A 25,920-nucleotide genomic window follows, 5' to 3' on the forward strand; every position below is an offset into this window, starting at 1 on the left:
ACATTCCCCTACATCATATAAATGAGAATAGCATGGTGAAAGGGAGTGAGCTTGTGGCAGTTGTAAAGGCAACTGAAGCAGATGTTAAGCTTTTGGCGCGGTTAATGAGGGCAGAGGCTGAAGGTGATGGTCAACTTGGAATGCTTATGGTTGGTAATGTCGGTGTTAATCGCACAAGATCCAATTGTTTAGACTTTAAAGATATAAGAACAATAAGAAAAATGGTATATCAACGACCAGGGGGCTTTGAAGCTACAATTAAAGGATATTTTTATCAATCTGCAAGAGAACTGGATATTCGTTTAGCTCGTAGAGTTATTAATGGTGAAAGGTTCCATCCAGCAACAAATTCATTGTGGTTTTTTAAGCCTTCTGGAACGTGTCCTGCACAATGGTATAATCAGTGGAACGCTGGAAGATTTAAAAATCATTGTTTCTATTCACCGACTCAGTCTGATTGTCCAAATGTGTTTAATACATTTTAATAAAAATAAATAATTCTTAATAACATCACAAAAATGTGGTGTTTTTTTATATATCATAAAAATAAGATTTTAAAGAAAAAAATATATGATAAACTAAGGCTTTCATAGTTAATACTTTTAGAAAATCCAAGTTTTTCTAATTAAATATAAATTTATGAAGATAAAAACTTTATTTTCTGCCATTTGTTTTTGTCAATATTAATTTGAGCCAGAGTGATCACTTCAAAAGTGAGCCACTTTATCATTTCTAGCCCCCATTACTGGGAGGGATTGGGTGTTTGGAGGTCTTGCCCCGAGGAGGGGCAAGACCTCCAAACACCTCGCGTTCACTCCTGGTTATGCTTTAGTTTCTCCATTTTGTTTCATACTTTGTCTAAATCGATAGGATTCTCCGTTCAGTAAGTGGATGTGTGATCGATGGGTGAGTCGATCGAGAAGGGCAGCTGTCATTTTTTCATCTCCGAAAAGACTAGTCCACTCCGTAAATTCAAGATTGGTAGTAATAATAACGCTTGCACGTTCATACCTACTTGAGAAAAATTGAAATAGGAGCTCTGATCCAATTTTTGAAAAAGGTACATACCCTAGCTCATCTACGATGATCACATCAAATTTGAGCCACTTCTTTTCTAAAGCACCGAGTTTATGCTCGTCATTCGCCATCAGTAATTCTTCTACTAATTTAGACGCTGTAATGAACTTGGTTTTATAACCATTCTTTATCATCTCAATACCGAGTCCTGTAGCTAGATGGGTCTTTCCAGTACCACTATTTCCGAGAAAGAGAATGTTTTCCTTTTTCTCAACGAATTCACCTTTAGCTAGTGTTAAAAAACGATTTCGATTTAGACTAGGCATTAAACTGAAATCATAGGTATCCAAGGTTTTCTGGACTGGAAAGTTTGCTTGTTTTAGTCGCCTCTGTTTTTGATTTTCATCTCTCATTTCTATCTCTACTTCAAGTAAGGCTAACAAATACTCTTCATAGCTAAGGTTACGTTCTTCAGCTTCTCTTGCGAGAGAGCGATACTGTTTGTGAATGGTAGGCATTCTAAGCTGCTTGGTTAAATGATCCACTAGTAATTCTGTTGTCATCTTACTGACCTCCTGTTAATTGTCCATATTGAGCTACATTCGATTTTTTAACTTTATAATCTACTAGATTAGTAGGCGTTTTCTCTTTCGAAAGGTCATGGATTTTGACGTTTGCGTTTGTCAGTTTTTGAATTATTTCATGAACCACTTCATACCTAAATATCTGCGTTTGTTCCGCCTGTTGTAAAGCTTGCGTGAGTTTCTCCATTCCTATCTCCCGATGGAGAAGGAGTAGACGAATAAACTTTCGATCTCCTGCAGCACCTTCTTGTTCACGCATCTTTTGATGGAAACGCCTGAACACTTCTGGTACTTTAGAAGATTGAAAGGCACGGGCATCTCTGACAGCACGTGGTTTCTTTAATAGAGCTTCTAGATAATGATCTAAAACGGTAACCATTTGATTTCTCTCATAGGAACGAGAATGTTCCGCGATCACTTGATTTTGAGCCACAACGATCACACGATCCACAAAAATTTTTGCCCACACAGCTTGACCGACATAGCTACATGGAACAGAGTATTGGTTGGTATCAACGGTTATTAAAGATGTTTTATTTACTTGGCATGAAACAAGCCTACACGCCTCAAAACGGTTCTCTGGCAATGGGTGAAGCTGTTGTTTCTCCTTTTCCCACATAGCTAAAACTGTTTCTTTTGAGTAAGGTACCATTCGTCTATCAGCCTCTTGTAGGCACCATTCTGAAAGGTATTCATTTAATTCCTCTAACGATTGGACTTCTGGTTTAGGTACAAGGGCATTTCTTCTTATATAACCTACTGTCCCTTCAATGCGTCCTTTTTCGTTTCCAGATCGTACATTACAAAATTCTGCTTTGAATAAATAATGAGCCTGGAGAGCGATAAAAGATTCTTGTTCGAGGCGATCACGCCCCTGAAGAATTTTAAGTACAGCTGTTTTTAAATTATCGAAGAGTCCTTCAGTTGGAACGCCTCCAAAAAACTCAAACGCATGAACAAAACCATCTAAGAAAGCTTCTTGTTTTTCATTTAGATAAGCTCTTACAAATCGTAGGCGGCTTGCCGAAAGCTGAATGCAAAAGAGGTAAACACGTTGCGTTCGACCCTGTAGAATAATGTCCGCCTCTCCCCAGTCGAATTGGAATTGGTGGCCGAGTTGAAAATCAAGTGGAATGAAGACTTCCTGTAGTTTCTTTTTACGTTTGGCAACGATTTTTCGAATATTGGATGCGGAACCTTTGAAATCATACTCGTCTTCTAGTCGATTGAAGATTCTCGCAGCTGTATGTTTTTGTTTTCCCCAGCTCTTTAGATCTTCCTCAAGCCATTGATCGATAATCGGCAATACTCGCTTTGTTTCATCAGAATACTGCTTTGTACCATAGACCTTTTGGCGTTGAATGGTTGTAGGAGCTACATTTTGTTTTAAGTATTTACTAACGGTGTTTCTTGAAATACCAAGTTTTTCTGCAATTTGTCTTTGTGATAATCCTTCAACCTCTTTTAAAAATTTGATACGATGAAATTGAGCCATATTGATCATCCTTTTGTTCCTCTTCTCTGATTGATAGTTTGGTCACTTACAATCATAAAAGAGGTTAATTAAATTGGAAATCGTGTGGCTCATTTTTTATGTGATCAAACTATTGAAAAGTGGCTCAAATCTAATTTATCAAATACACCATTTTTCAGAAATAAAGAAATAAAGTAAACTAGATTAGAATGAAATTTAAAATTAATAGATTGAATATGCAAGGTGAGAAAAATGAAAATAATTATAGCTGAAAAACCTGACCAAGCTTCCACCCTATGTGCACAATTTCAAAGAGTAAAGCGGGATGGTTATTTTGAGGTGAAACCTAATGAACTGTTTCCAAAAGGTGCTTTTTTCACATGGGCTATAGGTCACCTAACGCAATTAAGTAATCCAGAAGCTTATAAACCAGAATGGAAAAAATGGTCTATTTCAATGCTGCCTATAATTCCAGATAGGTTTCAATACGAAGTAACGAAATCAAAATCAAAACAGTTTTATATTATTAAACAGCTATTAAACAATCCAAACGTAACCGAAATTATTCATGCGGGTGATGCTGGACGTGAAGGGGAGTTAATTATCAGGAATATTATCCATTTATCAGGAGTAAAAAAGCCAATAAAAAGATTATGGATATCCTCATTAACACCAGCTGCTATACAAACGGGATTTCAACAGTTATTAGACGATGAAAAAACAAAAAATCTCTTTTATGAGGCTTATTCTCGTGCATGTGCAGATTGGCTCGTTGGAATGAATGCCTCTAGAGTCTATTCTTTATTGCTGAAAGAACGTGGAATGAATGATATTTTTTCAGCAGGGAGAGTTCAAACTCCAACACTTGCACTGATTGTTAAAAGAGAAAAGGAAATTGATTCATTTAAACCTGAACCATTTTGGGAGGTTGTTGCAACATTTAACATCAATGGCAAGAAATATAAAGGGAAATGGCATAAAGATCAGCAAACACGTGTAATGGATAAGGAACTAGCAAATAAAATAGCGGGGTTTTGTATGGGAAAGCCTGCTGAAATTAAAGATTTGATAACTGAAAGAAAAGAATATCAACCGCCCATGCTTTTTAATTTGTCCTCTCTACAGGCAACTGCCAACAAGGCATTTAAGTTTTCACCTAAGAAAACATTAGATATTGTTCAATCACTCTATCAAAAGGGAATAGTATCTTATCCACGTTCATTATATACAAAAAAGGATATGGACATAATTGATAGAATAGGAGAAAAGTTGAATTATAACGGTTTATAGCATGTCCATATGTTGTGGACATAATGAAAGTGGACATAATGGGGTAATTAGTATTTCCGCGAAAACCATAACCGGAGACCCGTAACCATAACCGGAGACCAATTACAGGTATTTAGATTATTTGGGACAATCTATATTTATATTTTATACAATAGCTATTCATTCATAATAAAATTTAAACTTTTTAGTAAGAAGAATAGCACGTGTGACTGCTAGAATAAAGTATACAAGTTTTGCTTGATTTGATGAAACACTTATTTACCCAAATATACCAGCAATGAATATTACTCCTCCCCTGTAAAATGAATAATAGTTTCATTACTTACAGTGGGGGTCAGAAAAGGTGGATAAGTGGGAAATGTACATGGAAATAAGACAATTATTAAAACAAGGATTTAGTCAAACTAAAATAGCTGAAAAGTTAGGGATTTCAAGGTCAACAGTTTACAGACATTTGAAGAAATCACCTTCGGAGATGGCTGATTGGGTAGAATCTCTTAAGAATAAAAAGAGAATACTAGATCCCAATAAAGAGCTGATACTATCTTGGTTGAGGATGCATCCGGATATGTCAGCTGCACAAGTGTATGATTGGCTTCTGGAGAAATATGAAGATATAAATATTGGGGAGAGTACAGTTAGAAGTTATGTAAAGGATCTTAGAGAAGAATACCAGATAAAAAAAGAAACGTCTCCTCGAATGTATGAGGCAATCCCCGATCCCCCGATGGGCGAACAAATGCAGGTAGACTTCGGACATACAAGGCAACAGACAGCTGATAATAAGGAGATTAAGCTAACCTTTATAGCCTTTGTCCTCTCCCACTCTAGACAAAAATATAAAGAGTGGTTGGATAGACCTTTTACAACACAGGATGTAATTAGAGCGCATGAGAATGCATTCAAGTGGTACGGTGGAATGACCAATGAGATTGTGTATGATCAAGATAGTTTAATTGTAGTTAGTGAAAATGGTGGAGATTTAATTTTAACAAAAGAGTTTCAAAATTATAGGGAATCTAGGGGTTTGAACCTTCGTGTTTGTCGCAAAGCTGACCCAGAAAGTAAAGGAAGAATAGAAAATGTTGTAGGATTCATAAAACAAAACTTTGCCAAACATAGAGTATTCCATAACATTGATTCCTGGAACGAACAAGGTTGGGAATGGCTAAACAGAACTGGGAACTTTAAGGTACACAACACAACAAAAAAAAGACCGTTTGAAGTGTTTCTCCTCGAAAAGCAACACTTAAAGCCGGTCTCCAAAAAAATAGATATTCAAAATAACTATGATACAAGTATAGCAAGGTGTGTCCATAAGGACAATACAATTCGTTTCGGTTCAAATCGGTACTCTCTTCCACTTGGCACATACAACAAATTGGATAAAGTATGTATCAAGGAAACGGAGAATAAAGAACTGATTATTTATATCCCTGATACTGGCGAAATCATTGCAAAACATATGATTCCAAATGGCAAAGGCCAATTAGTAAAAGATAGAAAACATAGTAGAGACCGTACAAAAGGAGTCGAAGCATATATTAGCACAGTGGCCGAGGAATTTGAAGATAAAGAACGAGCCTATCAATATTTAGAGAAGGTTAGAGAGAAAAATCCTCGTTACATTAAAGACCAACTGCAAATTATCTTGCGTGAAGCAAAAGAAAGCAATAGCGAAGTACTAACCAAGGCGTTAGCAGAGTGCGTAAAAAGGAAACTATTTAGTGCAACAGATTTTAGCGATATCGTTGCATATGTGAAACGTCAACGCCAGATAAATGAAACAGTTATAGAAAACAAAATAGAAATCAAACCTTTGAACAAGCTGTCTGAATGGGTTTTAGAAACAGATGCACACAAAAGAAAAGTAGATTCTTACACGGTGTTAATGGAGGTAAAATAAGATGAGTCAACTTCAACAAATACAAGACATAATGAAAGCATTAAGACTCGTTGAAACTGCCAAACACCTACCCCATTTGATCAGAGAAGCTGAGCAAAAGGACCAATCATTCACTCAATTTTTATTAGATGTAACAACCTATGAGCAAGCTCGAAGAGAGGAAAAGCAATTAAATAATCGCTTAAAGTGGGCTACCTTTCCTTTTAGTAAAACACTCGAGGAATTCAATTTGAAAGAACAGAAGTCTTTAAGTAATAAACAATTAAATAGATTAAGAGACTTAACTTGGGTTGAACAGTTATACAATTTAATATTACTAGGACCGCCTGGTGTAGGCAAAACGCACCTGGCGGTCGGGCTAGGTATAGAGGCAATAAACCAAGGATACAAAGCTATTTTTACTTCAATGGGAGACCTAGTTCATAATCTGAAAACGGAAGAATTCACGCGCAAATCTAAAGCAAGAATGAAGAGAATTAGAGAAGCAGATTTAGTTATCATAGATGACTTGATGTTCATGGCAATGGATCAACAAGAAGCAAATATGTTTTTCCATTTAATAAACGATTTATATAACCAATCGTCCATTATTCTAACTTCTAACAAGGCTCCAAAAGAATGGGGAGAATTATTAGGAGATCAAGCTATAACAACAGCTATTCTAGATAGAATTCTGCATCGAGTAGAGATTATTCATTTAAATGAAGATAGTTATCGTATGAAGCATCGTTCTACCATATTTGGGGAACAAAGTGTTTCAAATTAATGAGCAAAAATTGTGTCATTCTACTTGACGGTCACAGCACGTCGGCTTTTTCAAAACCTCTATATCAAAAACTTCTAATTTTTAATATATCTTTTTTATTGGTTCCTTCACTAAATTCCCTAAATAAATCTTCAGATTGACAGGCCGAAAAACTTTAAAAAATATAAAATATTAATTATGAGTTCAAATATTAAAGTTTAGTAGTTATTATGTTTTAAATGATTTACTCTTTGTATTTTTAGAACTTGAGTGGATAAACAATTTTTCATAATTGTTATGAAGGGAGAAAAACATCAAGATGAGCAAAACACTTATACTAACAGAAAAGCCTTCTGTAGCTAAAAATATAGCAGATGCACTAAAAATAAAAAGTAGACAGGATGGTTATTTTGAGGGCAACGATTATATTATCACATGGGCTTTTGGTCACCTATTACAGTTATTTGATGCAAAAGATTATGATGAGAAAATGGCAAAATGGAGAACAGAAAACTTTCCATTTATTCCTGATAAATTTAGATATAAGGTGAAATCAAATCAAAAAAATCGTGATAAAGAAGATTTAGGCGCAAAAAAACAATTGAAGATCATATATAGTCTAATTAAAAGAAATGATGTTACTAATCTTATATCTGCGTGTGACTATGATAGAGAGGGACAAATTATTGGAGATACGATCTTATATAAGATAAGACATGGTAAAAAGGTTTATCGTTTACTATTAAATGAGTGGACACCGAATGAAATACTAAAGGGTCTTAATAATATAATATCCAATGATGAGATGATTCCTTTAAGAAATGCAGGTATAGGTAGACAATGGGCAGATTGGACAATAGGAATTAACCTTACTTCTATGGCAACTTTAAAATATCAAGAGGGTAAAGGACAAGCACTTAATATTGGACGAGTTTTGCTACCAACTTTAAAGATTATTTATGACAGAGATAAAGAAATAGAAAATTTCGTTCCAGAAGATTATTTTAAACTAAAAGCATTATTTGCAACCCTATCAGGTAGTGAATATGAAGGGATTTATCATCTTAACAATGAGGATAAATTTAAAGATAAACAAATTCTAATGGATATTCATTCCCTTTTGTCTGGAAAAGAGGGAGCCGTATCTGAAAAAAACGTTGAGAAGAAAAATGAATATCCTCCCTATTTATTTAATTTATCCAATCTTCAAGGGTTTATTACGAACAAATATCAGGGCTGGACTTCGGACAAAGTTTTGCGGATTTCACAATCATTGTATGAGAAAAAACTAATTACCTATCCTCGGACCTCAAGCAATTTTTTGGATGAAAGTCTTGTTGAACGGGCAGAAAATGTTTTGAATGTTCTAAAAAAGGGACTGCCTTATGAAAGTGAACTGAGATTTACAAGAACAAAAAGGGTATTTAATAATGAGAAGGTTGAAAGCCACAGTGCCATTATTCCAACGTATTTAGTCCCTAAATCATTGACTAAAGATGAAATGATTGTATATAATGCTGTGAAAAATAGGTTCTTAATGCAATTTATGCCTATAGCGGAATATGAAGAGACTACTCTAACCACAATTGTAAATAATGTAGAGGGAGAATTTTTATCAAAAGGAAGGGTTCAATTAGTCGAAGGTTGGAAAAAGGTTGAGGAAATAGAAACAAAAGAATCCACTCTTCCATTTGTAGAAATTAATGAAAATGTCACTGTCAAAAATCATGAAGTAACAGCAAATAAAACTAAACCACCTAAATATCATACAGAAAAGACTCTATTACGAGTTATGGAAACTTGTGGTAAGAAGTATGATGATAGCGATGATAATGAAATCATGAATTCTATTTTAAATGGATTTAGTATTGGTACACCAGCAACAAGAGCAGAGACCATAAAAAAACTAAAAGATGTAGGATATATTACTACCCACAAAAAATATCTACAATGTACAGAATTGGGGAAACAACTCGTTGAAATGTTTCCGGTAAAAGAACTATTTGACTTAGGGTTTACCGGAAAACTTGAAAAAACCCTTCATGACATAGAAAAAGGTAAGCTTCGTAAAGAGGAATTTTTGAATTTTATTTTTGATTTTACGAATCAGGCAGTTGTAAAGATAAAAGAAGATCAAGGTCCTTCTTTAAAAAAGATTCCTAACAAGAATACTTATGAGAATCTTGGGAGTTGTCCAAATTGTAAACACCCTGTCATCGAAGGTGAGAAAGGTTTTGGCTGCAGTAACTGGAAGAATGGTTGTAAATTTGTCATTTGGAAAAATGATAAATATTTAGCATCTATGAAAAAGAAACCAACTAAAACAATGGTTAAAAGTCTCTTGAAAAATGGAGTCGTTTTGGTTAATGGATTAACAAGTAAAAAAGGTAAAAAATTTGATGCAAATTTACGATATGAAAAAAACTCTGAAAACGACTATTATAGTTGGAAGATGGAGTTCGATAAATAGTATTGGTATAGATAGAGATGGGTTAGTAAAAAACCCATCTTTTTTATTAAACTTAATAAAAGTTATGTATACAAGTTATGTAGAATTTTATAGAATTAAGGTAATAAAAGAAATGGAGTAAGCGCACACATGATCGAAAAATTTATCAATGAATTAGAAAGACAAGGATTGTCTAAAAATACGATTAAGAGCTATGTATTTGACATTGTTCAGTTTTACGACTGGTTAAAAAGTAAGGAACTGGACCCCAAAATAACAGAAGAAGTGCTAACTGAATACACAATATTTTTATATACCAAATATAGTGAAAATACTGTTTTGAGGAAAATTAAGAGTGTCACTCGGTATAACAAATATTTGTATCATATTGGAGAATCTCCATTAGTAATTGAGCCAAATGAAATAATCAAAATTAAAACAAACAACTGGACTATGAGAATGATGAGTATTAATGAATTTGTTAGACTACGGCAAACAATATTAGAAGGTCAAAATAAGAGGGATATTCTTATATTTCACTTATTATACGGAACTTGTTGCAGGATTTCTGAACTTATTAATATTGAACTGGATGATATAGAAATTACTGATCCATCACAAGGTTATATACAATTTAAAATTTTAAAAAGTGGAAAATTCCCCACTCCTATAAGAAAAATTAGCATAACTGAACCTCTTATTAAAATGATAAAAGATTTTTTAGAAGTCAGACCCATTTATCAAAGTAAGAAACTATTAATTGGACAAAAAGGTCCAATGACAAGGGATGCAATTAACAAAATGTTTCGGAAATACAGTTCGATAGCTAATATTAATTATACGGTTTCACCTCAAATGTTAAGACGTATGGGGATTTTTAACTTGTTAGTATTAGCACAAAATGAACCATTTGAAATATCTTATATATCTAAAATTGCTAGATATACAACTGAATCATATACAGAAAAAATTTACGAGTCTTTATGTTCTAATTTAAAAGGGAACTTAGAACTTCAATCCTTTGAAACCAGATATATCAATTTAGGGTGGGGGAACGATGGGGAGAAACCAAAGAAAGATTGTTAGTATAAAACCTAATGTGAAATTTGTTGTACGTGCAATAATGGCCCAATATGCAGAAACTTCAACAGGTGAGCCAATAGAAAAACAATATGCGTGTATAAAAATTAAAAATGAAGACACAAACGTTGAAGTAATTCATCCTCTTTCAACAGAATTTATATTAGATAATTGGAAAAACGCCCAGTACAATACTATGAAAGCACCGGCAAATACTATAGCGATGTTTTTAAATTTTTTAATAAGCGATAAGAGTAATAAAGTTAAAAGTCTTATAGAATTAAAATCAGACCATGTAATAAATTTTTTATCTGAGCTTTCTTATAAAAGGACACCTAAAAATACGGTCAAGAAACATGAGAAATATATAGAAAAGTTCTTTGATTTTCTAAATGAAAAAAAGATCATTGGTCATACTTTGAAAATTAAAGATGTTCAATACTTTTACAGTAAACCGAAACCGAGACTCCATAAATTACCAGATGAATATATTCTAACCTTTTTAGAAATTGCCTATCAAACAGATAGTAAAATTGCGTTTGCACTTTATTTACAATTCTTTGGTGGACTCCGAACCGGAGAGATATGTAATCTTAGAATAAAAGATTTACAGCTTATAGGGGATAAAGGAGAATATGGTTTTATCGTGGATCTTTCTGAGGATCGAAACTTGAGAAAGGACATCACTAATACATCGGGGTCTAGCTATATTAAAAGTAAAAGAAGGCAAATTGTTTTTGGATTTAAGGATTGGTCAACTTTATTTTATGAAAAACACATGAATAATTTAACAGATGTTATGAAATTAAATGGAGAAACCCCACTATTTCCTAATCAAAAAGGATTAGCCATGACAGGTAACAATTACTATTACCATTTTAATAAAACAAAGAAAATATTTCTGAAGTACCTTAGAGATTCGGAGAATATGGCGGATAGAAATAATGCTTTAGCGCTTGAAGCTGAGAGATGGGCTAGTCATATAGGTAGGGGGATATTTTCTAACTTATTGGCTGAAGAAGCTGATAATTTATATGATGTGAGTTTTCCAAGAGGGGACAAAGGTTTTGACTCAGTAAAACCATATCTAGCTAGCACAAAACGAATTAAAGAAAAGCTAGAAAAAAAGATAGATGAAATATATAAGAAAAAAGAATAAAAGGGAGGTGTTAAGTTTGGAACTTAATGATCAAAATTTATATATTTCTGTTACCGAGGTCTCTAAACTGTTTTCGATAAATAGATCCACGGTACTAAAACTAATAAAAAAAGACGAGTTCCCAAACTGTTTTATTAATTCAAAGCAAGAGGGCTACCGAATACCAGTTACGGATATAGAGGCTTATAAAGAAAAAGTTACGAAAATAGAAGATGCTAAAAAAGACTTTTTATCAATTAGCGAAATGGCGGAAATCTCAGGGTGTACTAATGAGAAGATTAGAAGTGATTTGCGGAACGGAAAAATTAAAAAATTTAGTAGAGATGAAAATAATAATTATATTGTGCATAAGGATATTTTTGACGAGTATATAAAAGAACACATTGAAAGAAATGGTTTTTTAACTTTAAATGAAGCATGTGAACGATTATCCTTATCAAAATTAACGATTCACACATATGGCCCAAGAAAAGTATTTCCTAATGCTATTATTAGAAATCAAACCGAGGGATATCTTATTCCAATATCAGATATAGAGGATTACGAAAATAAAAATGTCATACCAGAGGGATATGTAACTGTAAAACAGATAGCTGAAAAGTACAAACTTCATCCGGAGACAATAAGGGGACTAATAAGGAATAACGTATTAAAAAACCATAAAAAATATGTAAAGGATACCTATATAGTTTTAGCTTCAGAAGCAGAAGATTATTTTAAAGATATGCTTGAAATTAAAGAAAAATATGCAAATATAGATGAAGTATCCCAAATAATAGGATGTAATAAAGATACAATAAGAAGTTATATAAAAAAAGGACTCATTAATGATTGCATACTAAGGTCAAACTCGGAGGGTTATCTCATCAATAGATTAGAAATAGACAAGATAAAAGAAATTTATTCACAGGAAAGACTTCAGTTACCAACAGGTTATATTTTCCCTGAAGATGTTATGCAATTGCTCGAAACAAGAAGCGTTCAAAGAGCAAGGGAAATTATAAAAAAGCATATGAAATCTGCCAAAAAGGTTACAAACGGTTTTAACAATATTGAATATTGGATTGTGCTAGAATCTGAAGTTATTCAGTACAAACAAAAACTTGAAAATGATAGGTTTATCCCTCAAAGTCCCGGTGAATTCACCACTATTGATGCAGTTAACAAGTATAAGTTTGAAGTTGATAAGATTTCCATCCCCTTAAAATTAGCCCAAACAGTCAAAATATACACGGAATATGCTTGTCAAAAGTTAGCTGAAAGTGAGGCAAGAGCAGAGACCCTTTCAAAAAAAACTGCTTATTATATAAAAACTTTAAAGGCTTTAATTAAACATTTACCAAAGAGTATAAAAGAAATGACAGATGAAGATATTGAGAGTTTCTTAAATAATGAGAGTCAACCTAAATATGTTAAACAATACTTTATAGGTTTTGTTCAGTATTGCTCTGAAAATATTGAGGATTGTAACTTTTTTAATCGATACGCAACGTTTAATGATCCAAATACTGATACTGATATATATTCCCTTGAAACTTTTAATAAATATTATAATCATGTTATAGATATAGAGCTGCACATAGAGAAAGCGATTAAATATAAAACATATGCACAGGCATGGGTATATGTCATTATGCACTTAATGAATGCGTGGAGAAGTGGGGATATTATTTACGGTTTACCAACCATTGATTTTGTTGATTTACCAATCAAAGATTTAACATTTTTTGAGAATAATAGATTAAGGAAAGAAGAGGCAAGATTGATTGTAAATCAGGTTCATATAAAAGTTGGTCAAATGAAGATTTCGAAAACGGGGGCGCTTGGACAATTTCTTTGTTTAGATAGTTTGGTTGAACCGTTTGCAACAGCAATCAGTATTACGGAGTTACACCGTAGAAAATACAATGATAAATTAATGCTTACTTCAATTAGAGCAAATGGAATTAATAAAATGTTTTTTGAAAAAAAACTTGAACTATCTGGGTTCCATAGTGTCAAAATGAATAGAACATTGATTACCTACTTTTTCCACCATGTTTCTGAATCAGATGGGGATGCACATTTATCCTATGAGGCAGCTCAAATTTTACGAAGCCACTTAAATGAAGATACAACCAAAGTTTATATAAAATTCTCTAGCCCACAAGGTACTCTTGATAGTATGGCCTTTAATATATGCGAAAGGGGTCATTTTGGTTGGGTTTATAATACCATGATAAATCTTGTGTTGCACCAAAATGAACAAAAACTGGAGGACAGAACCTCTTTAATTAAATCTTTAAGTGAAAAGTATAAAGTAAATGAATTAGAAACGTATTCGTCCTTTTTACTTGCAGAAAGAATTAAAAAAGAATCTTTAGCACTTAGGCTTTCAAAGTTACCTAAAGAGGATCTAAAAAGATTAATTGTTAAAATATTTCGTGGAGAAATGCCAGCAAGGATGGCTTTCGCTCAATGTTTAACATATCCTGAATGCAAAAGTCCTGAACGAACCACTTGTATTGGATGTGAGAACTTAATACCAACAGAATATTTATTATTTTCTATATCTGAACAGATTGAGACGAGCCTTTATAAAATTTACAATAGTGAATTTGAATGGGATAAAGAACGAGAAAAGCATTTTCTAAAACAAATGTTTCTATTAATGAATGAGGCTATTGTTGAGAAAGGTAAAGAATATGTAGAGACCTTTATTGATCGCAAAAGAATCAAAAAATTATATGGAGCTATTCTTAAAGATAGAGAGGTGAAACAAATTGATAATTCAGAAAAAGGTTAAGGAATTAAATGGAGCATTAAACATCCAAATCACAGAAAATCATAAATTTGATAGAAACGACATTTCTAAATATTTAAGTATGTTAGAAACAAATAAAGATCAAGGTATCCTGCTTACAGATAGTTTTGAGAGTGATTATTGGTGTATTGTTGATTTTACGGGAATGCGTAGGTATTTAAAGTTCGATATTGACTTATATCCTGAATTAAAGGTTGCCTTAAAATGTTTTTTGTTAATATTAATAGACACTAAATTTTCCATAAATCATATTCAAGCAATTCATACAAATGTTAAACAAGCAATTGTAGTTTCTGGTGGATTTAAGAAAACAAATGTAGATGCTTATGAAGAGTATGCTATGACAAAAACAATGAATAGTCGTTATAGATTTAATGATTTTACTAGTAGATTTCTTTCATTTATAGAGCATACTTATCGTGATTTATATGACTTAAAGATTAAAAATATGGATTCGAAAAATAGAGATTTACCTAATTATGAAGTAATTATTGATTTTCATTATTTTATGATGGAATTTGAAAATCGAGCAACCACACTTCAGAAATCCAAATATTTTCATATAATATTATGGTGGAAGATTACAGGTATTATTCCAATGAGACCTAAAGAATTTTGTTTACTAGAATGGGATTGTTGCTACGAGGAAGATGGTTATTACTTTTTAAAAGTTCCAAGAAGTAAACAAGAGGCAAAATCATATAGCGAAATAAGCGTGACTAATGTCATTCGTATAAATAAAAATATTTATGACACTATTCAAGAGTATAAGCAAACAGTTCCTCCTGAATTAATTGGAAACTACTTATTTTCATTTAAGATACAATCACGTTTCTTTCAAGCTGATAGCATAACTAAAAGGGAGGATATGTACCATCCAGATACGTTATATTGGCACTTGATGTCCTTCTACAAAGAAATCATCGGTTGGAATAACACTGATTTCTATCGCTTTGTTAAAAGAAATGAAAAAGGTGAAATCATTAAGATTTTCCGTAATTATATAACACCTGCTGATACACGACATTTTTCAATGTGTAATATGATGTTACAGGGGGTTAATCCATTAACTATTGCTAAAATGGCAGGCCATACACGATTAGGTACTCAACGAAATTATTGGGGGCATTTGGAATACTTCGTTGAATCTTATGTTTATATTATTTCAACAAAAGCCAGAATTCATAGGCTTGAGAAAAGTTTAGGAGAAGGAATATTTGGCGTAAAAGATAAAATTAATGAATCACGAATCTATAAACCGGAGGATTTTCCTCTTCGAAAAGAGGTAAAAAACGGATATTGCAAATATGGGGCTTTTGACAATTGCACTGGTGAATGTAGATTTTGTGATGATTTTTTTTATTACCCAAAAAACCATGATGAGGGATTGAAGTGGTTATTATCCGGATCAGATCATTTAGAACAGCAATTAGAAACAGAATTAAAGTCTCTATTAAATCTTTATAAAAATATGAAATTTAATTTTGCCACAGAATCCTATTCAATGCTAGATCATGAACAGATATTAAGCAAGGCAAATCTTATTAATCGCCTAATACGGCAAAAAGCTATGGTTGATTCTTTGCTGCCGGAAGATAGGGAGGTTATTGAATAGTATTATGAAAACTGAGTCTTATAGCGATGAAGAGTTAAAAAAATTACTATTGGAATACTCAAATAAACACACTGGTTCTATCACATATTTAGGGTTACAAAAGGAAACAGGAATTAGTCGAAAAACTTGGAAAAGGCGCATGGAAGAAACTATTGAAACCCTAAATAGAAAGGTAATTACCAGTCATAATAATGTAGGTTTCGATGAAATACCATATCCGAATTTTGATTTAATAATAGATCGATTTTTAAACGAAGAAAAAGGTCTAAGAGATGCTTTATATCATATTCAAGAAGTATTTATTAAAAATATTGAAGAAAACAACAAGCTTTCTGATCAACTTATGAAAAAAGACAAAAAAATTGATGAACTAACACAAAAAATAGAAAAGCTAAAACATGAATTGAACGAAAAGAAACAGGAGGTTAGAAATTACGAAAAGATAATTATTGAGAGTACCAATCCAAGTGTAAGAAGAAGAAAAGGAATTAGTAGTAATCTTATTAAAATGAGTGAGCATAGAAAAGAGTCTGCTGCTTCGTTAGAATTGGAAGACGAATTTCCAGAACTGTTCGGGGATTTGGATGATGAGAGTTAAGAACAATTAAATATCTGTATACTCCGATCTGCATTTATTTGAAAGTTAGTATAATGATGTATCAATAGAGTGTACTCTATTGATACAGGTGTAGTGGACTGATAAAATCATAGTTAAGAGTGTCTCATAAGACTTGTCTCAAAAATGAGGTGAAATTTTGCAGAAAATCGGTTATGTACGCGTCAGTTCGACTAGCCAAAATCCTTCAAGGCAATTTCGGCAATTGAACGAAATTGGAATGGATATTATTTATGAAGAAAAAATTTCAGGAGCCACAAAAGATCGTGAACAACTTCAAAAAATGTTAGAGGATTTACAGGAAGGTGATATTATTTATGTTACAGATTTAACTCGGATCACTCGAAGTACGCAAGATTTATTTGAATTGATTGATTTAATACGAAATAAAAAGGCAAGCTTAAAATCACTTAAGGATACATGGCTAGATTTATCAGAAGATAATCCATATAGCCAATTCTTAATTACGGTAATGGCTGGTGTTAACCAATTAGAGCGAGACCTTATTCGTATGCGTCAGCGTGAAGGAATTGAGCTCGCAAAGAAAGAAGGAAAGTTTAAAGGACGGTTAAAGAAATATCATAAAAATCACGCAGGAATGAATTATGCAGTAAAGCTATATAAAGAAGGAAATATGACTGTAAATCAAATTTGTGAAATTACAAATGTATCTAGAGCTTCTTTATATAGAAAGCTATCGGAAGGAAAAAAATAAGCATTCATTACTTATATTAAAAATTTCCGGGGATTGTGAAACAACGTACCTAACCAAGCAGGCTATTTCTATAAGGAAATATCAATATTTGTTTATCTAACTAGGCACGATCATCAAAGGGTTCCGAGTACATTTTAACGGAGGTTAATCCCTCATGTTTTAAAATATTTATATTACAACATGTAAGCTAAATTAAAATCAGAAAGATAAAAAATACGGGTTTTTTCAACTTATAATAATGGAGAAAGCACGCGAGCACCCTGTTCAACTATGCGCTCAGTCAGGGATCGTTGCAGCAAGTCTTCAATTCTTAATGGTACAGAATCAGTAAGATCCCTCTCGAACTGCTCTGTGAGTTCCCTTGCCACATCAGCACTGTACACGACTTGACACACCTCATAATTCAGGCGAAAACTTCTCATATCATAGTTTGCTGAGCCTACGGCAGCAATCTCCTCATCGATGGTCAACACCTTCGCATGTATCATTCCTTTGTCGTACTGGTAGATTTGAACTCCAGCTTGAACTTTGCCGACTCGAAGCCAAGCCCGCCTACAGTAAAATACCTTAAAGCATCGGCGATTATCGATGCTGAATCACTATATGTATCAGGTAACTTATCAGACTCATTATGAGAAGAGGTCAATCTTTTACGATGAATAAGCTTGGGATTTGATATGCTAAGATATAGTAAGAAACCAATGACAGGCAAAACAAGGACGATTACTATCCAATTCAAAGCTTTGGCTGGCCGACGAACTTCCCAAATTGCTATGAATAACATAAAGAACGTATTTAACAGGTATAGATAAAAAATCCACTCCAACTAAAATTCCCTCCTTAGTTTTTCCATTATCATGTACAAACAATGTACATCATGTAGAAGTTTTATAACAACGAAAAGCAACGGTTTCAAAAAGGGATTATTGCCTTTTGCTTTGGGCATCTTCCAATCCATTCTTTACATTAATTAAGCCACTACCAAATTCGTGATCAGTTCCAGGGATTCCTAAATCATAAGTAGAATTCTTAATAATGTCTATTACTTCTTGGTTCGTTAAATTAGGGTTTACTGAAAGCAAGAGGCCAGCAAGTCCTGCCACATGAGGCGAAGCCATAGAAGTACCTGATAAAGCTGCATACTGCTGGTTAAAATAGGTGCTCGGAATTTGAACTCCGGGAGCTGCAACATCGATATAATCTCCATAATTTGAGAAAGGGGCACGTTGTCCGGTGTAACTTACGGCGGCGACACTTAGAACCTTAGAAAAAGCAGCTGGATAGCTCGGCTGCATAGTATTTTCATTTCCTGCTGCAGCAATCAAGACAACATTTTTACTGTATGCATAATCGATTGCCCCTTTTAAAAGGGAAGAATGCTGATAATTGCCTAAACTCATATTAATGACATCGGCACCATGATCCACTGCCCAAAAAATCACTTTTGCTATATCAAAGGTCGTCCCATGCCCTTCGGCACCCATTGCTTTTATAGGCATTATTTTGTTATACCAAGTGATGCCTGCAACACCTTCATGGTTGTTTGTTTCCGATTGCCAGCAAGATTTCTTCAGGAGGCTCTCTTGTGCTAAACAGCCAGGCCAAGTACCTTATTTCACGATAACGGTTGATCAATTCCAGCACTTCTCCGACTTTGTTTTCCAGATGATTTCGATACTCTTCATGCTGATTTATGGCTTGGGCAGGATTCCTATGAGAAAGCACATAAAATCCTTTTTGAAGAGGCTTGCCAAAAAGCCATGGAAAAAGGGGGCATACAAAAGGATCAAGTTCAATTTATCCTAGCTGGGGACTTAATCAATCAAATCACCCCAACAAGTTTCGCTAGCAGAACGATTGGAGCGCCTTATTTTGGCTTATTCGGTGCTTGCTCTACCTCGATGGAAGGACTGGCTCTAGGTGCTTATATTGTAAATACAAAAGGAGCGAAATATTTGTTAACAGGAGCTTCCAGTCATGATACAGCTGTTGAAAAACAATTTCGGTATCCAACTGAGTATGGTGGACAAAAGCCACCCACGGCACAATGGACGGTTACTGGTGCGGGTGCAGCCCTATTAAGTGATTCTGGGGAAGGACCTCATGTCACATCTGCCACAATTGGTCGTGTAATCGATATGGGATTGACAGATCCATTTAACATGGGAGGAGCTATGGCGCCAGCTGCGGTTGATACCATTGAAGCCCATTTAAAGGAACGAAATGTTGAGCCATCTTATTACGATTTAATTGTAACCGGTGACCTTGGCCAAATCGGACAGGAAGTGTCCATGGATCTATTTAAAAAGCATGGAACTCCTATTAGTGAAGAACAATACCAAGATTGTGGCCTTATGATTTATCGGGAAGGACAACCCGTTCTTGCAGGAGCAAGCGGTGCAGGCTGTTCAGCAACGGTAGTTTATGGGCATTTATTAAACCGCATGAAAAAAGGTGAATTTAAACGAATGTTAGTTGTGGCTACAGGTGCTTTGCTTTCACCGTTGTCCTTTCAGCAAAATGAAACAATTCCTTGTATCGCCCATGCAGTGTCAATTGAATACGGAGGTGAACAATTAACATGATCTATTTTTGGGCTTTTGTCGTAGGCGGTTTAATTTGTATCATTGGGCAAATTATGTTTGATGTATTTAAATTGACACCAGGTCATACCTTAAGTGCTCTTGTAGTGATTGGGGCGCTTTTAGATGGATTTGGACTATACGAGCCTTTGATTGATTTTGCTGGGGCAGGGGCTACCGTTCCGATTACAAGTTTTGGGAATTCGCTTGTTCATGGTGCGATGCAGGAAGCAGAAAAACATGGGTTAGTTGGTGTACTGACAGGAATGTTTGAAGTAACTAGTTCTGGTATTTCAGCTGCCATTGTTTTCGGCATGATAGGAGCTTTAATTTTTAAGCCAAAAGGATAAGGAGAATTAGGATGACAGTAGGATCAGATGTTAAACAGTGTTTTGCCAGTCTAAAAGGGGTAGAAGCAAGTCTCTCAAGTTTAGCATTACGGACTCTTGATGATGAATCGAAGCGAACTTTGCATGAGGCTATGATGGTAGTACACGAAGTAACAAAAGATTTAAAAAAAAGAGTAGGAGAACTAGAAGGAGAGGAACTTCAGTACAAAGGTTTCTAGAAAAACTATATTTACAGGGGGTGTAAGCAGTGCCTGAATGGTTAGAAATAGCTGTACGCTCAGCATTATTTGTTACTGTTTTATTTATCATTACAAAATGGTTAGGGAAAAAGCAAATTTCAGAACTATCTTTCTTTGAATATGTCACCGGTATGTCTATTGGAAGTATTGGTGCAGAAAGTGCTATGGGACTTGAACGGAACATTTTTCACGGAATTATTGGAATTGTCATTTTTGCGGCTATTCCCTTTTTCACTGGTTTAATTTCATTAAAAAGTAAACGTTTTCGTAATTTTATAGAAGGAAAAGCAACTGTATTTATCAAAGATGGGAAGATTATGGAAGATAATTTAAAAAAGGAAAGATATACGACAGATGAACTGTTAGAGCTACTTCGCATGAAGGATGTCTTTCAGTCTCTGATGTAGAATTTGCTGTTTTAGAGGCAACAGGTGATTTATCTGTGATGCTAAAGAAAGAAAATCAACCTTTAACAGCAAAGGATATAAACTTGAAGGTTGCTTCAATCAAGGAGCCTCAGACCATTATTATGGATGGTGCAATAATGGATGAACCACTAGCCACGATTGGACGAAGTCGGGCTTGGCTACATACTGAATTAGAAAAACTAGGGGTAACGATTGAAAATGTATTTCTTGGACAGGTTAATTCTTACGGAGAGTTAACGATTGATCTGTTTGACGATAAATTACAAGTCGCACCCCCTCAAGAAAGACCCTTAATTCTTTCAACCTTGAAAAAATGTCAAGCAGACTTAGAACTATTTGTTCTTGGAACGGAATCAAAAGAGGCCAAACAAATGTATAGGTTAAACAGTGAAAAATTACAAGAAGCCATTGATAAAGTGACCCCTATTTTAAAAGGATAAGGATTTAGCTTAGATTCATACATGACGAAAAAAAGATACCATTTTTAATTGGAAAAAGTTTAAAAACCTTAGTCCAATTTCGGACTAAGGTCAGATTGTCGACAAAAGACACTCCGAATGTCCCCATTCGGAGTGTCTTTCTTCTTTTTTGGGGTCTTCAAAATTAAACTAGCCCTCTTCGAGGCTACTCTTATACCATTTTTGGACTTTCCCAAGTCCAGTTTGCTAATTTCTTTAAATTCATAGCACCAAAAGTAAGCATCGCCTGCATAGACAATTTTTTAAGTCCCCTTAAATTTGTCCATCGCATACCATGCTTTTCTTTTGCATCTGCAAATACACGTTCAACCGTTTCTTTACGTTTGGCATAAATGATTTTATTTTCTTCCGTATGACGAAGGTGTTCAGCTTCTTCTAAGTACCCTTCCCAAACATGACGCTGAATCAGTTTCTGATGATTTTTACTTTGAGTACATTGGGATAGATATTTACATCCTTTACACTGAGTAGGATTAGAGAAATACTGACGGTAACCTTCCTTCGTAGTCGTGCTATATGGTAATTCTTGATCCCCCGGACATAGGTATGTATCAAAATGCTCATCATAAACAAAGTCTGATTTCTTGAAAAAACCTTCCTTTGTTCGTGGTCGCGTATATGGTAAAGCAGGACGAATCTTATTTTCAATCAAGTATTGGGCAATAGCCGGCGTTTTATATCCAGCATCAGCAGCAACAGCAAGAGGTTTCCCTGTTTTCTCAATCACCTTTTCAAGAAGAGGCTCTAACATTGTACTATCGTGAACATTACCAGGTGTGACAATCGTACCTAAAACAAACCCGTGTCGGTCAGCAGCTGCATGAAAAGAATAGGCGAATTGTTTAGTTCTCTCATCTTTAACGTAATAACCACTCTCTGGATCCGTAGTACTTTCTTTTATTTCCTTTGTTTCTTCTTTATCAAATTTGTCAGGTGGAAAAGGCTTTTTTCCATGTTCTTCACGATCTCCATTGATTTCCTCTTGAAGGCGTTCTTGGTAGGCTTTCGTTTCTTTACGGACAACCTTTTTCTCAAATTTACGCTTATTCGCACTAGCTTTTACATGGGTAGAATCAATAAATACATGTTCACTACTAGTGAGATTCTTATCAGTTGCTTGCTTTAAGATTCGATAGAAGATTTGTTCAAATAAGTCCGTGTCTTTAAATCGACGTTCATAGTTTTTACCGAAGGTAGAAAAATGAGGGACTTTATCATGAAAACCAAATCCAAGAAACCAACGATACGCTAGATTTGTTTCAATTTCTTCTATTGTTTTACGCATGGAACGAATACCAAACATGTATTGAATAAATGCCATTTTGATTAATACAACAGGATCGATACTTGGACGTCCTCTTTCACTTGAATACATATCTTGAACAAGTGGGTAGATAAATGAGAAATCAATAGCGGCTTCCACTTTTCGAACCAAGTGGTTTTTCGGAACGAGTTGTTCAAGAGTAATCATTTCTAACTGTTCTCGATTCATCTGTGTATTTTTCGTAAGCATGTTCTTCATCACCTTGTAAAGTTTATTAATAATCTAATTATACAAAAAAACTGTAGGCAAATCCCCTAATTGGGGGATTTGTCTACAGTCTGACCTTAGTCCAATTTCGGACTAAGGTGAATTTTTTTACGAGGTGTTAGAAGTGTCTATTTTTTTAGTTAAAGTTATTTTTATCTATATTGTGTTTATTGTAGCAGTAAAAATTTTAGGGAAATCAGCTCTAGCCCGACTTACCCCTCATGATTTTGGAGCGATTCTTTTTTTATCTTATTTAGCTTTTGGTTCTATTAAAGTAAACGGAGTGATGGAGGGGATTATTGGAATCATTGTAATAACATGCATTCATCTATTTATATCAAAGTTAAGTTTATTAAATAAGTTAAACCCTTTTATTATCGGAAAACCGACTATTCTAATTAAACACGGGAAAATTATCTATCGAAATTTAAAGGAAAGTAGATATCCTTTACCTGAGCTGTTGTCTAATTTAAGAACATCAGGATATCCGGATATTCACGATATTGAATATGCGATTTTGGAAGCAACAGGTGAAATTAGCATTTTTCCAAGAAAAGAATTAGTTCCTATTACTCCAAAAGATTTACATATGAAAGTGGAATACCGCGGATTACCCATAGCCGTTGTCATTGAAGGGAAAGTGCAAAAGCGTAATTTAAAATTAATCAACAAAAATGAAAAGTGGTTAAAGGAAGAACTAAAGGCAAAGGGATATCTTCAAATCAAAGATATTTTTTATGCTGCTGTTAGAGATACCGATCATTCATTAACCATTAACAAAAAAGATGTTAACGACTAATTTTAAGACGATTTCCTCCCAATATAAATTAATGTTTTCTCTTATTTACTCCTTATTGCATTTACCACTTTCATTTTCCAAATTTATAAAAAATTATACCTATATTTAGGAATTTACCAGATGGTAATTTTCAAAATCACTAAGTCTCTAGTTAGGACAGTGCCAGATCATTACGCCTTTCTTGATGTCAGAACTTTCCCAACCTTAATTCTCTTTTTTTCGTTCTTAATATCTTATACAAGTTCTTATAAAGGTAGTCCATAATATATAACAGACAATCCCTTCATATTCCATACGTATACTGGTTACATAGTTTGTACATGTTAAGAGAAACAGAAGGAGGGATTCCAGTTGGAGTGGATTTTTTATCTATACCTGTTAAATACGTTCTTTATCTTATTCATAGCAATTTGGGAAGTTCGTCGGCCTGCCAAGGCTTTGAATTGGATAATAATCGTCCTTTTTTTACCTGTCATTGGTTTCTGGCTATATCTTAGCATATCAAACCCTAAGTTTATTCATCGAAAAAGATTGACCTGTTCTAAAAATGAATCTAACAAATTACCTGAGACATTCGGTGCTTCAGCATCGGTAATTGCCAATGCTTTACGGCATTTCACTGTGAATGGGCTTCGAATGGGCCAAGTCCAAGTGTTTAACAATGGGATAGCAAAATATGATCAACTCCTTGTATCCCTGCAAAAAGCCCAAAAAACCATTGATCTGGAATATTTCATCTATCGGAACGACCAAATTGGTAATCGAATCACAGAACTGCTAATCGAAAAAGCATTAAATGGAGTGCAGGTTCGTTTTATGAGAGATAGCTTGGGGAGTTATAAATTCCCGCGTGAAAAAATCCGGCAGATGGTGGAAGCAGGGATAGAATGCAGGACAATATTTCCTCTGCGATTTCCCTGGATTTTGTCCAATTGGAATTATCGGGATCATTGTAAGATTGTGACGATTGACAGAAAGGAATCCTTTACTGGCGGTATGAACGTTGGGTATGAATATACAGGATTAAAGCCAGACGTAGGATTTTGGAGGGACACTCATTTGCAAATTATAGGGGAAGCAACAGGCGACTTGCAGACTGTTTTTGATGTTCATTGGGAAATCGCTGTGCCGGAAAGGATAAAATCAAAAACAAATTTGAAAACAAAATCAGAGGTAACGAAAATCAATTCAATCGGCAGAGCAGATCATTCCAAATGGTCAGCCGAATTGGGATCAGAGTTGAGCACCCTTGATGATAAAGAAATGGACATATCCGGAAAAACTAGGACATTGCATAAAGCGTATATCCATACGTTGGAAGGAAACCCTGGAATTCCTACCCCAGTCATTCGGCAAGCTTACTTTATCTGTATAACACAGGCGACCAAGACTATTGATTTAACAACACCCTATTTTGTACCAGAAACGGATATTATCATGGCATTAAAGACAGCAGTAACTCGTGGTGTCCGTGTAAGATTGCTGGTTCCTCGCCACAATAATCAAAAAATCGTGGGTCTTGCAAGCCGTACTTATTACGGAGAACTTATAGAAGCTGGAGTTCAAATCTACCAGTACGACAAAGGAATGATACATGCGAAGGTGTTGACCATCGATGAGGAGATTGCTGCCGTAGGCTCAGCAAACTATGATATGAGAAGTTTTCGCCTGAATTATGAAGTGTGTCAAGTCGTGTACAGTGCTGATGTGGCAAGGGAACTCACAGAGCAGTTCGAGAGGGATCTTACTGATTCTGTACCATTAAGAATTGAAGACTTGTTGCAACGATCCCTGACCGAGCGCATTGTTGAACAGGGTTCTCGCCTGCTCTCTCCATTATTATGAGTTGATGTATCCTGTTTTTATTGTTCTATGTTAAATCTAGATTTAAAAAATTTCATTGTTTTTAAAATATTTCTGATTCATTTGAAAAGAGTCGAAAACCCGTGTTAGAAGAACTTTCAATATGGTTTTTTTCTTTTTTACGATGGAAATTCATTACTAAAAAACGGTAATACTAAACAGGCAGCTCAAAGTGTTTGAATTCAAAAATATCTGT

The 25,920-nt window shown here is 34.4% G+C and carries 20 protein-coding genes and 4 pseudogenes; 17 read left to right on the top strand and 7 right to left on the bottom strand.

Annotated features, from left to right (window positions below; genetic code table 11):
- Window positions 1-53: 53 nt before the first annotated feature.
- Entirely contained in the window at window positions 54-485 is a 432-nt protein-coding gene (locus LPC09_RS10110; protein ID WP_098796379.1) for a cell wall hydrolase, read from the top strand.
- Window positions 486-821: 336 nt separating this feature from the next.
- Here the strand turns inward: LPC09_RS10110 and istB (LPC09_RS10115) are convergent, their stop codons facing one another.
- Entirely contained in the window at window positions 822-1,580 is a 759-nt protein-coding gene (gene istB, locus LPC09_RS10115; protein WP_231307495.1) for an IS21-like element helper ATPase IstB, read from the bottom strand.
- 1 nt (window position 1,581) lies between these two features.
- A complete protein-coding gene (gene istA / locus LPC09_RS10120; RefSeq protein ID WP_231307496.1) occupies window positions 1,582-3,096 on the bottom strand; it encodes an IS21 family transposase in 1,515 nt (504 codons plus the stop codon).
- Between the two features lie 231 nt (window positions 3,097-3,327).
- On the opposite strand from istA (LPC09_RS10120), the pseudogene LPC09_RS10125 reads away from it, so the two are divergent.
- From LPC09_RS10125 to LPC09_RS10170, 10 genes and pseudogenes are all read left to right on the top strand, one after another.
- Window positions 3,328-4,362 (top strand): annotated as a pseudogene (locus tag LPC09_RS10125) (DNA topoisomerase); the annotation flags it as partial.
- Window positions 4,363-4,708: 346 nt separating this feature from the next.
- Window positions 4,709-6,271 (top strand): IS21 family transposase, encoded by a 1,563-nt coding sequence (gene istA / locus LPC09_RS10130; RefSeq protein ID WP_098799615.1) that lies wholly within the window; start codon window positions 4,709-4,711, stop codon window positions 6,269-6,271.
- A 1-nt stretch (window position 6,272) separates the two neighbouring features.
- On the top strand, window positions 6,273-7,037 hold the full coding sequence (gene istB / locus LPC09_RS10135) for an IS21-like element helper ATPase IstB (protein ID WP_098799614.1): 765 nt from the start codon (window positions 6,273-6,275) through the stop codon (window positions 7,035-7,037).
- Between the two features lie 298 nt (window positions 7,038-7,335).
- Window positions 7,336-9,486, top strand: a complete 2,151-nt coding sequence (locus tag LPC09_RS10140) for a type IA DNA topoisomerase (protein ID WP_098797398.1) — start codon at window positions 7,336-7,338, stop codon at window positions 9,484-9,486.
- Between the two features lie 129 nt (window positions 9,487-9,615).
- Window positions 9,616-10,551: a tyrosine-type recombinase/integrase gene (locus tag LPC09_RS10145; protein ID WP_098799043.1), complete on the top strand. Its 936-nt coding sequence runs from the start codon at window positions 9,616-9,618 to the stop codon at window positions 10,549-10,551.
- Entirely contained in the window at window positions 10,523-11,704 is a 1,182-nt protein-coding gene (locus LPC09_RS10150; protein ID WP_060669316.1) for a site-specific integrase, read from the top strand. Before LPC09_RS10145 ends, LPC09_RS10150 begins: the two co-directional genes overlap by 29 nt.
- A 16-nt stretch (window positions 11,705-11,720) precedes the next feature.
- On the top strand, window positions 11,721-14,489 hold the full coding sequence (locus LPC09_RS10155) for a helix-turn-helix domain-containing protein (protein WP_231309485.1): 2,769 nt from the start codon (window positions 11,721-11,723) through the stop codon (window positions 14,487-14,489).
- Window positions 14,467-16,122, top strand: a complete 1,656-nt coding sequence (locus LPC09_RS10160) for a site-specific integrase (RefSeq protein WP_098799041.1) — start codon at window positions 14,467-14,469, stop codon at window positions 16,120-16,122. Before LPC09_RS10155 ends, LPC09_RS10160 begins: the two co-directional genes overlap by 23 nt.
- A 4-nt stretch (window positions 16,123-16,126) precedes the next feature.
- Window positions 16,127-16,720, top strand: a complete 594-nt coding sequence (locus LPC09_RS10165; protein ID WP_141549731.1) for a restriction endonuclease subunit S domain-containing protein — start codon at window positions 16,127-16,129, stop codon at window positions 16,718-16,720.
- Window positions 16,721-16,877: 157 nt separating this feature from the next.
- Window positions 16,878-17,453, top strand: a complete 576-nt coding sequence (locus LPC09_RS10170) for a recombinase family protein (RefSeq protein ID WP_001169292.1) — start codon at window positions 16,878-16,880, stop codon at window positions 17,451-17,453.
- 230 nt (window positions 17,454-17,683) lie between these two features.
- Here the strand turns inward: LPC09_RS10170 and LPC09_RS27575 are convergent.
- The 4 genes and pseudogenes from LPC09_RS27575 to LPC09_RS10185 form a co-directional block, all read right to left on the bottom strand.
- A pseudogene (locus tag LPC09_RS27575) lies at window positions 17,684-17,980 on the bottom strand (phospholipase D-like domain-containing protein); the annotation flags it as partial.
- Window positions 17,938-18,237, bottom strand: a complete 300-nt coding sequence (locus LPC09_RS27580; RefSeq protein WP_442920036.1) for a PLD nuclease N-terminal domain-containing protein — start codon at window positions 18,235-18,237, stop codon at window positions 17,938-17,940. The gene LPC09_RS27580 and the pseudogene LPC09_RS27575, both read right to left, overlap by 43 nt.
- A 139-nt stretch (window positions 18,238-18,376) precedes the next feature.
- Window positions 18,377-18,952: a S8 family serine peptidase gene (locus LPC09_RS10180; RefSeq protein WP_231309486.1), complete on the bottom strand. Its 576-nt coding sequence runs from the start codon at window positions 18,950-18,952 to the stop codon at window positions 18,377-18,379.
- Window positions 18,953-18,986: 34 nt separating this feature from the next.
- The gene (locus LPC09_RS10185) at window positions 18,987-19,178 is read right to left on the bottom strand and encodes a hypothetical protein (protein WP_231309487.1); all 192 of its coding nucleotides are present in this window, start codon (window positions 19,176-19,178) and stop codon (window positions 18,987-18,989) included.
- On the opposite strand from LPC09_RS10185, the pseudogene spoVAD reads away from it, so the two are divergent.
- From spoVAD to LPC09_RS10205, 4 genes and pseudogenes are all read left to right on the top strand, one after another.
- Window positions 19,115-20,038: pseudogene (gene spoVAD / locus LPC09_RS10190) on the top strand (stage V sporulation protein AD); the annotation flags it as partial. The gene LPC09_RS10185 and the pseudogene spoVAD sit on opposite strands and share 64 nt — an antisense overlap.
- The gene (gene spoVAE, locus LPC09_RS10195) at window positions 20,035-20,385 is read left to right on the top strand and encodes a stage V sporulation protein AE (RefSeq protein ID WP_098797242.1); all 351 of its coding nucleotides are present in this window, start codon (window positions 20,035-20,037) and stop codon (window positions 20,383-20,385) included. The pseudogene spoVAD and the gene spoVAE, both read left to right, overlap by 4 nt.
- Window positions 20,386-20,396: 11 nt before the next feature.
- Window positions 20,397-20,603 (top strand): DUF1657 domain-containing protein, encoded by a 207-nt coding sequence (locus LPC09_RS10200; RefSeq protein ID WP_009336483.1) that lies wholly within the window; start codon window positions 20,397-20,399, stop codon window positions 20,601-20,603.
- 29 nt (window positions 20,604-20,632) lie between these two features.
- Window positions 20,633-21,492, top strand: a pseudogene (locus LPC09_RS10205) (DUF421 domain-containing protein).
- 190 nt (window positions 21,493-21,682) lie between these two features.
- Here the strand turns inward: LPC09_RS10205 and LPC09_RS10210 are convergent.
- Window positions 21,683-23,044 carry an IS1182 family transposase gene (locus LPC09_RS10210; protein WP_098799679.1) on the bottom strand — a complete coding sequence of 454 codons (1,362 nt, stop codon included), beginning with the start codon at window positions 23,042-23,044 and terminating at the stop codon, window positions 21,683-21,685.
- A 142-nt stretch (window positions 23,045-23,186) separates the two neighbouring features.
- Here LPC09_RS10210 and LPC09_RS10215 point away from each other — a divergent pair, with 142 nt between their 5' ends.
- The gene (locus LPC09_RS10215; protein WP_098797272.1) at window positions 23,187-23,861 is read left to right on the top strand and encodes a DUF421 domain-containing protein; all 675 of its coding nucleotides are present in this window, start codon (window positions 23,187-23,189) and stop codon (window positions 23,859-23,861) included.
- A gap of 351 nt (window positions 23,862-24,212) precedes the next feature.
- A complete protein-coding gene (locus LPC09_RS10220) occupies window positions 24,213-25,706 on the top strand; it encodes a phospholipase D-like domain-containing protein (RefSeq protein ID WP_098797271.1) in 1,494 nt (497 codons plus the stop codon).
- Window positions 25,707-25,920 lie beyond the last annotated feature (214 nt).

It is taken from the genome of Metabacillus sp. B2-18, from assembly GCF_021117275.1.
In the GTDB taxonomy this organism is placed as follows: Bacteria; Bacillota; Bacilli; order Bacillales; family Bacillaceae; genus Metabacillus.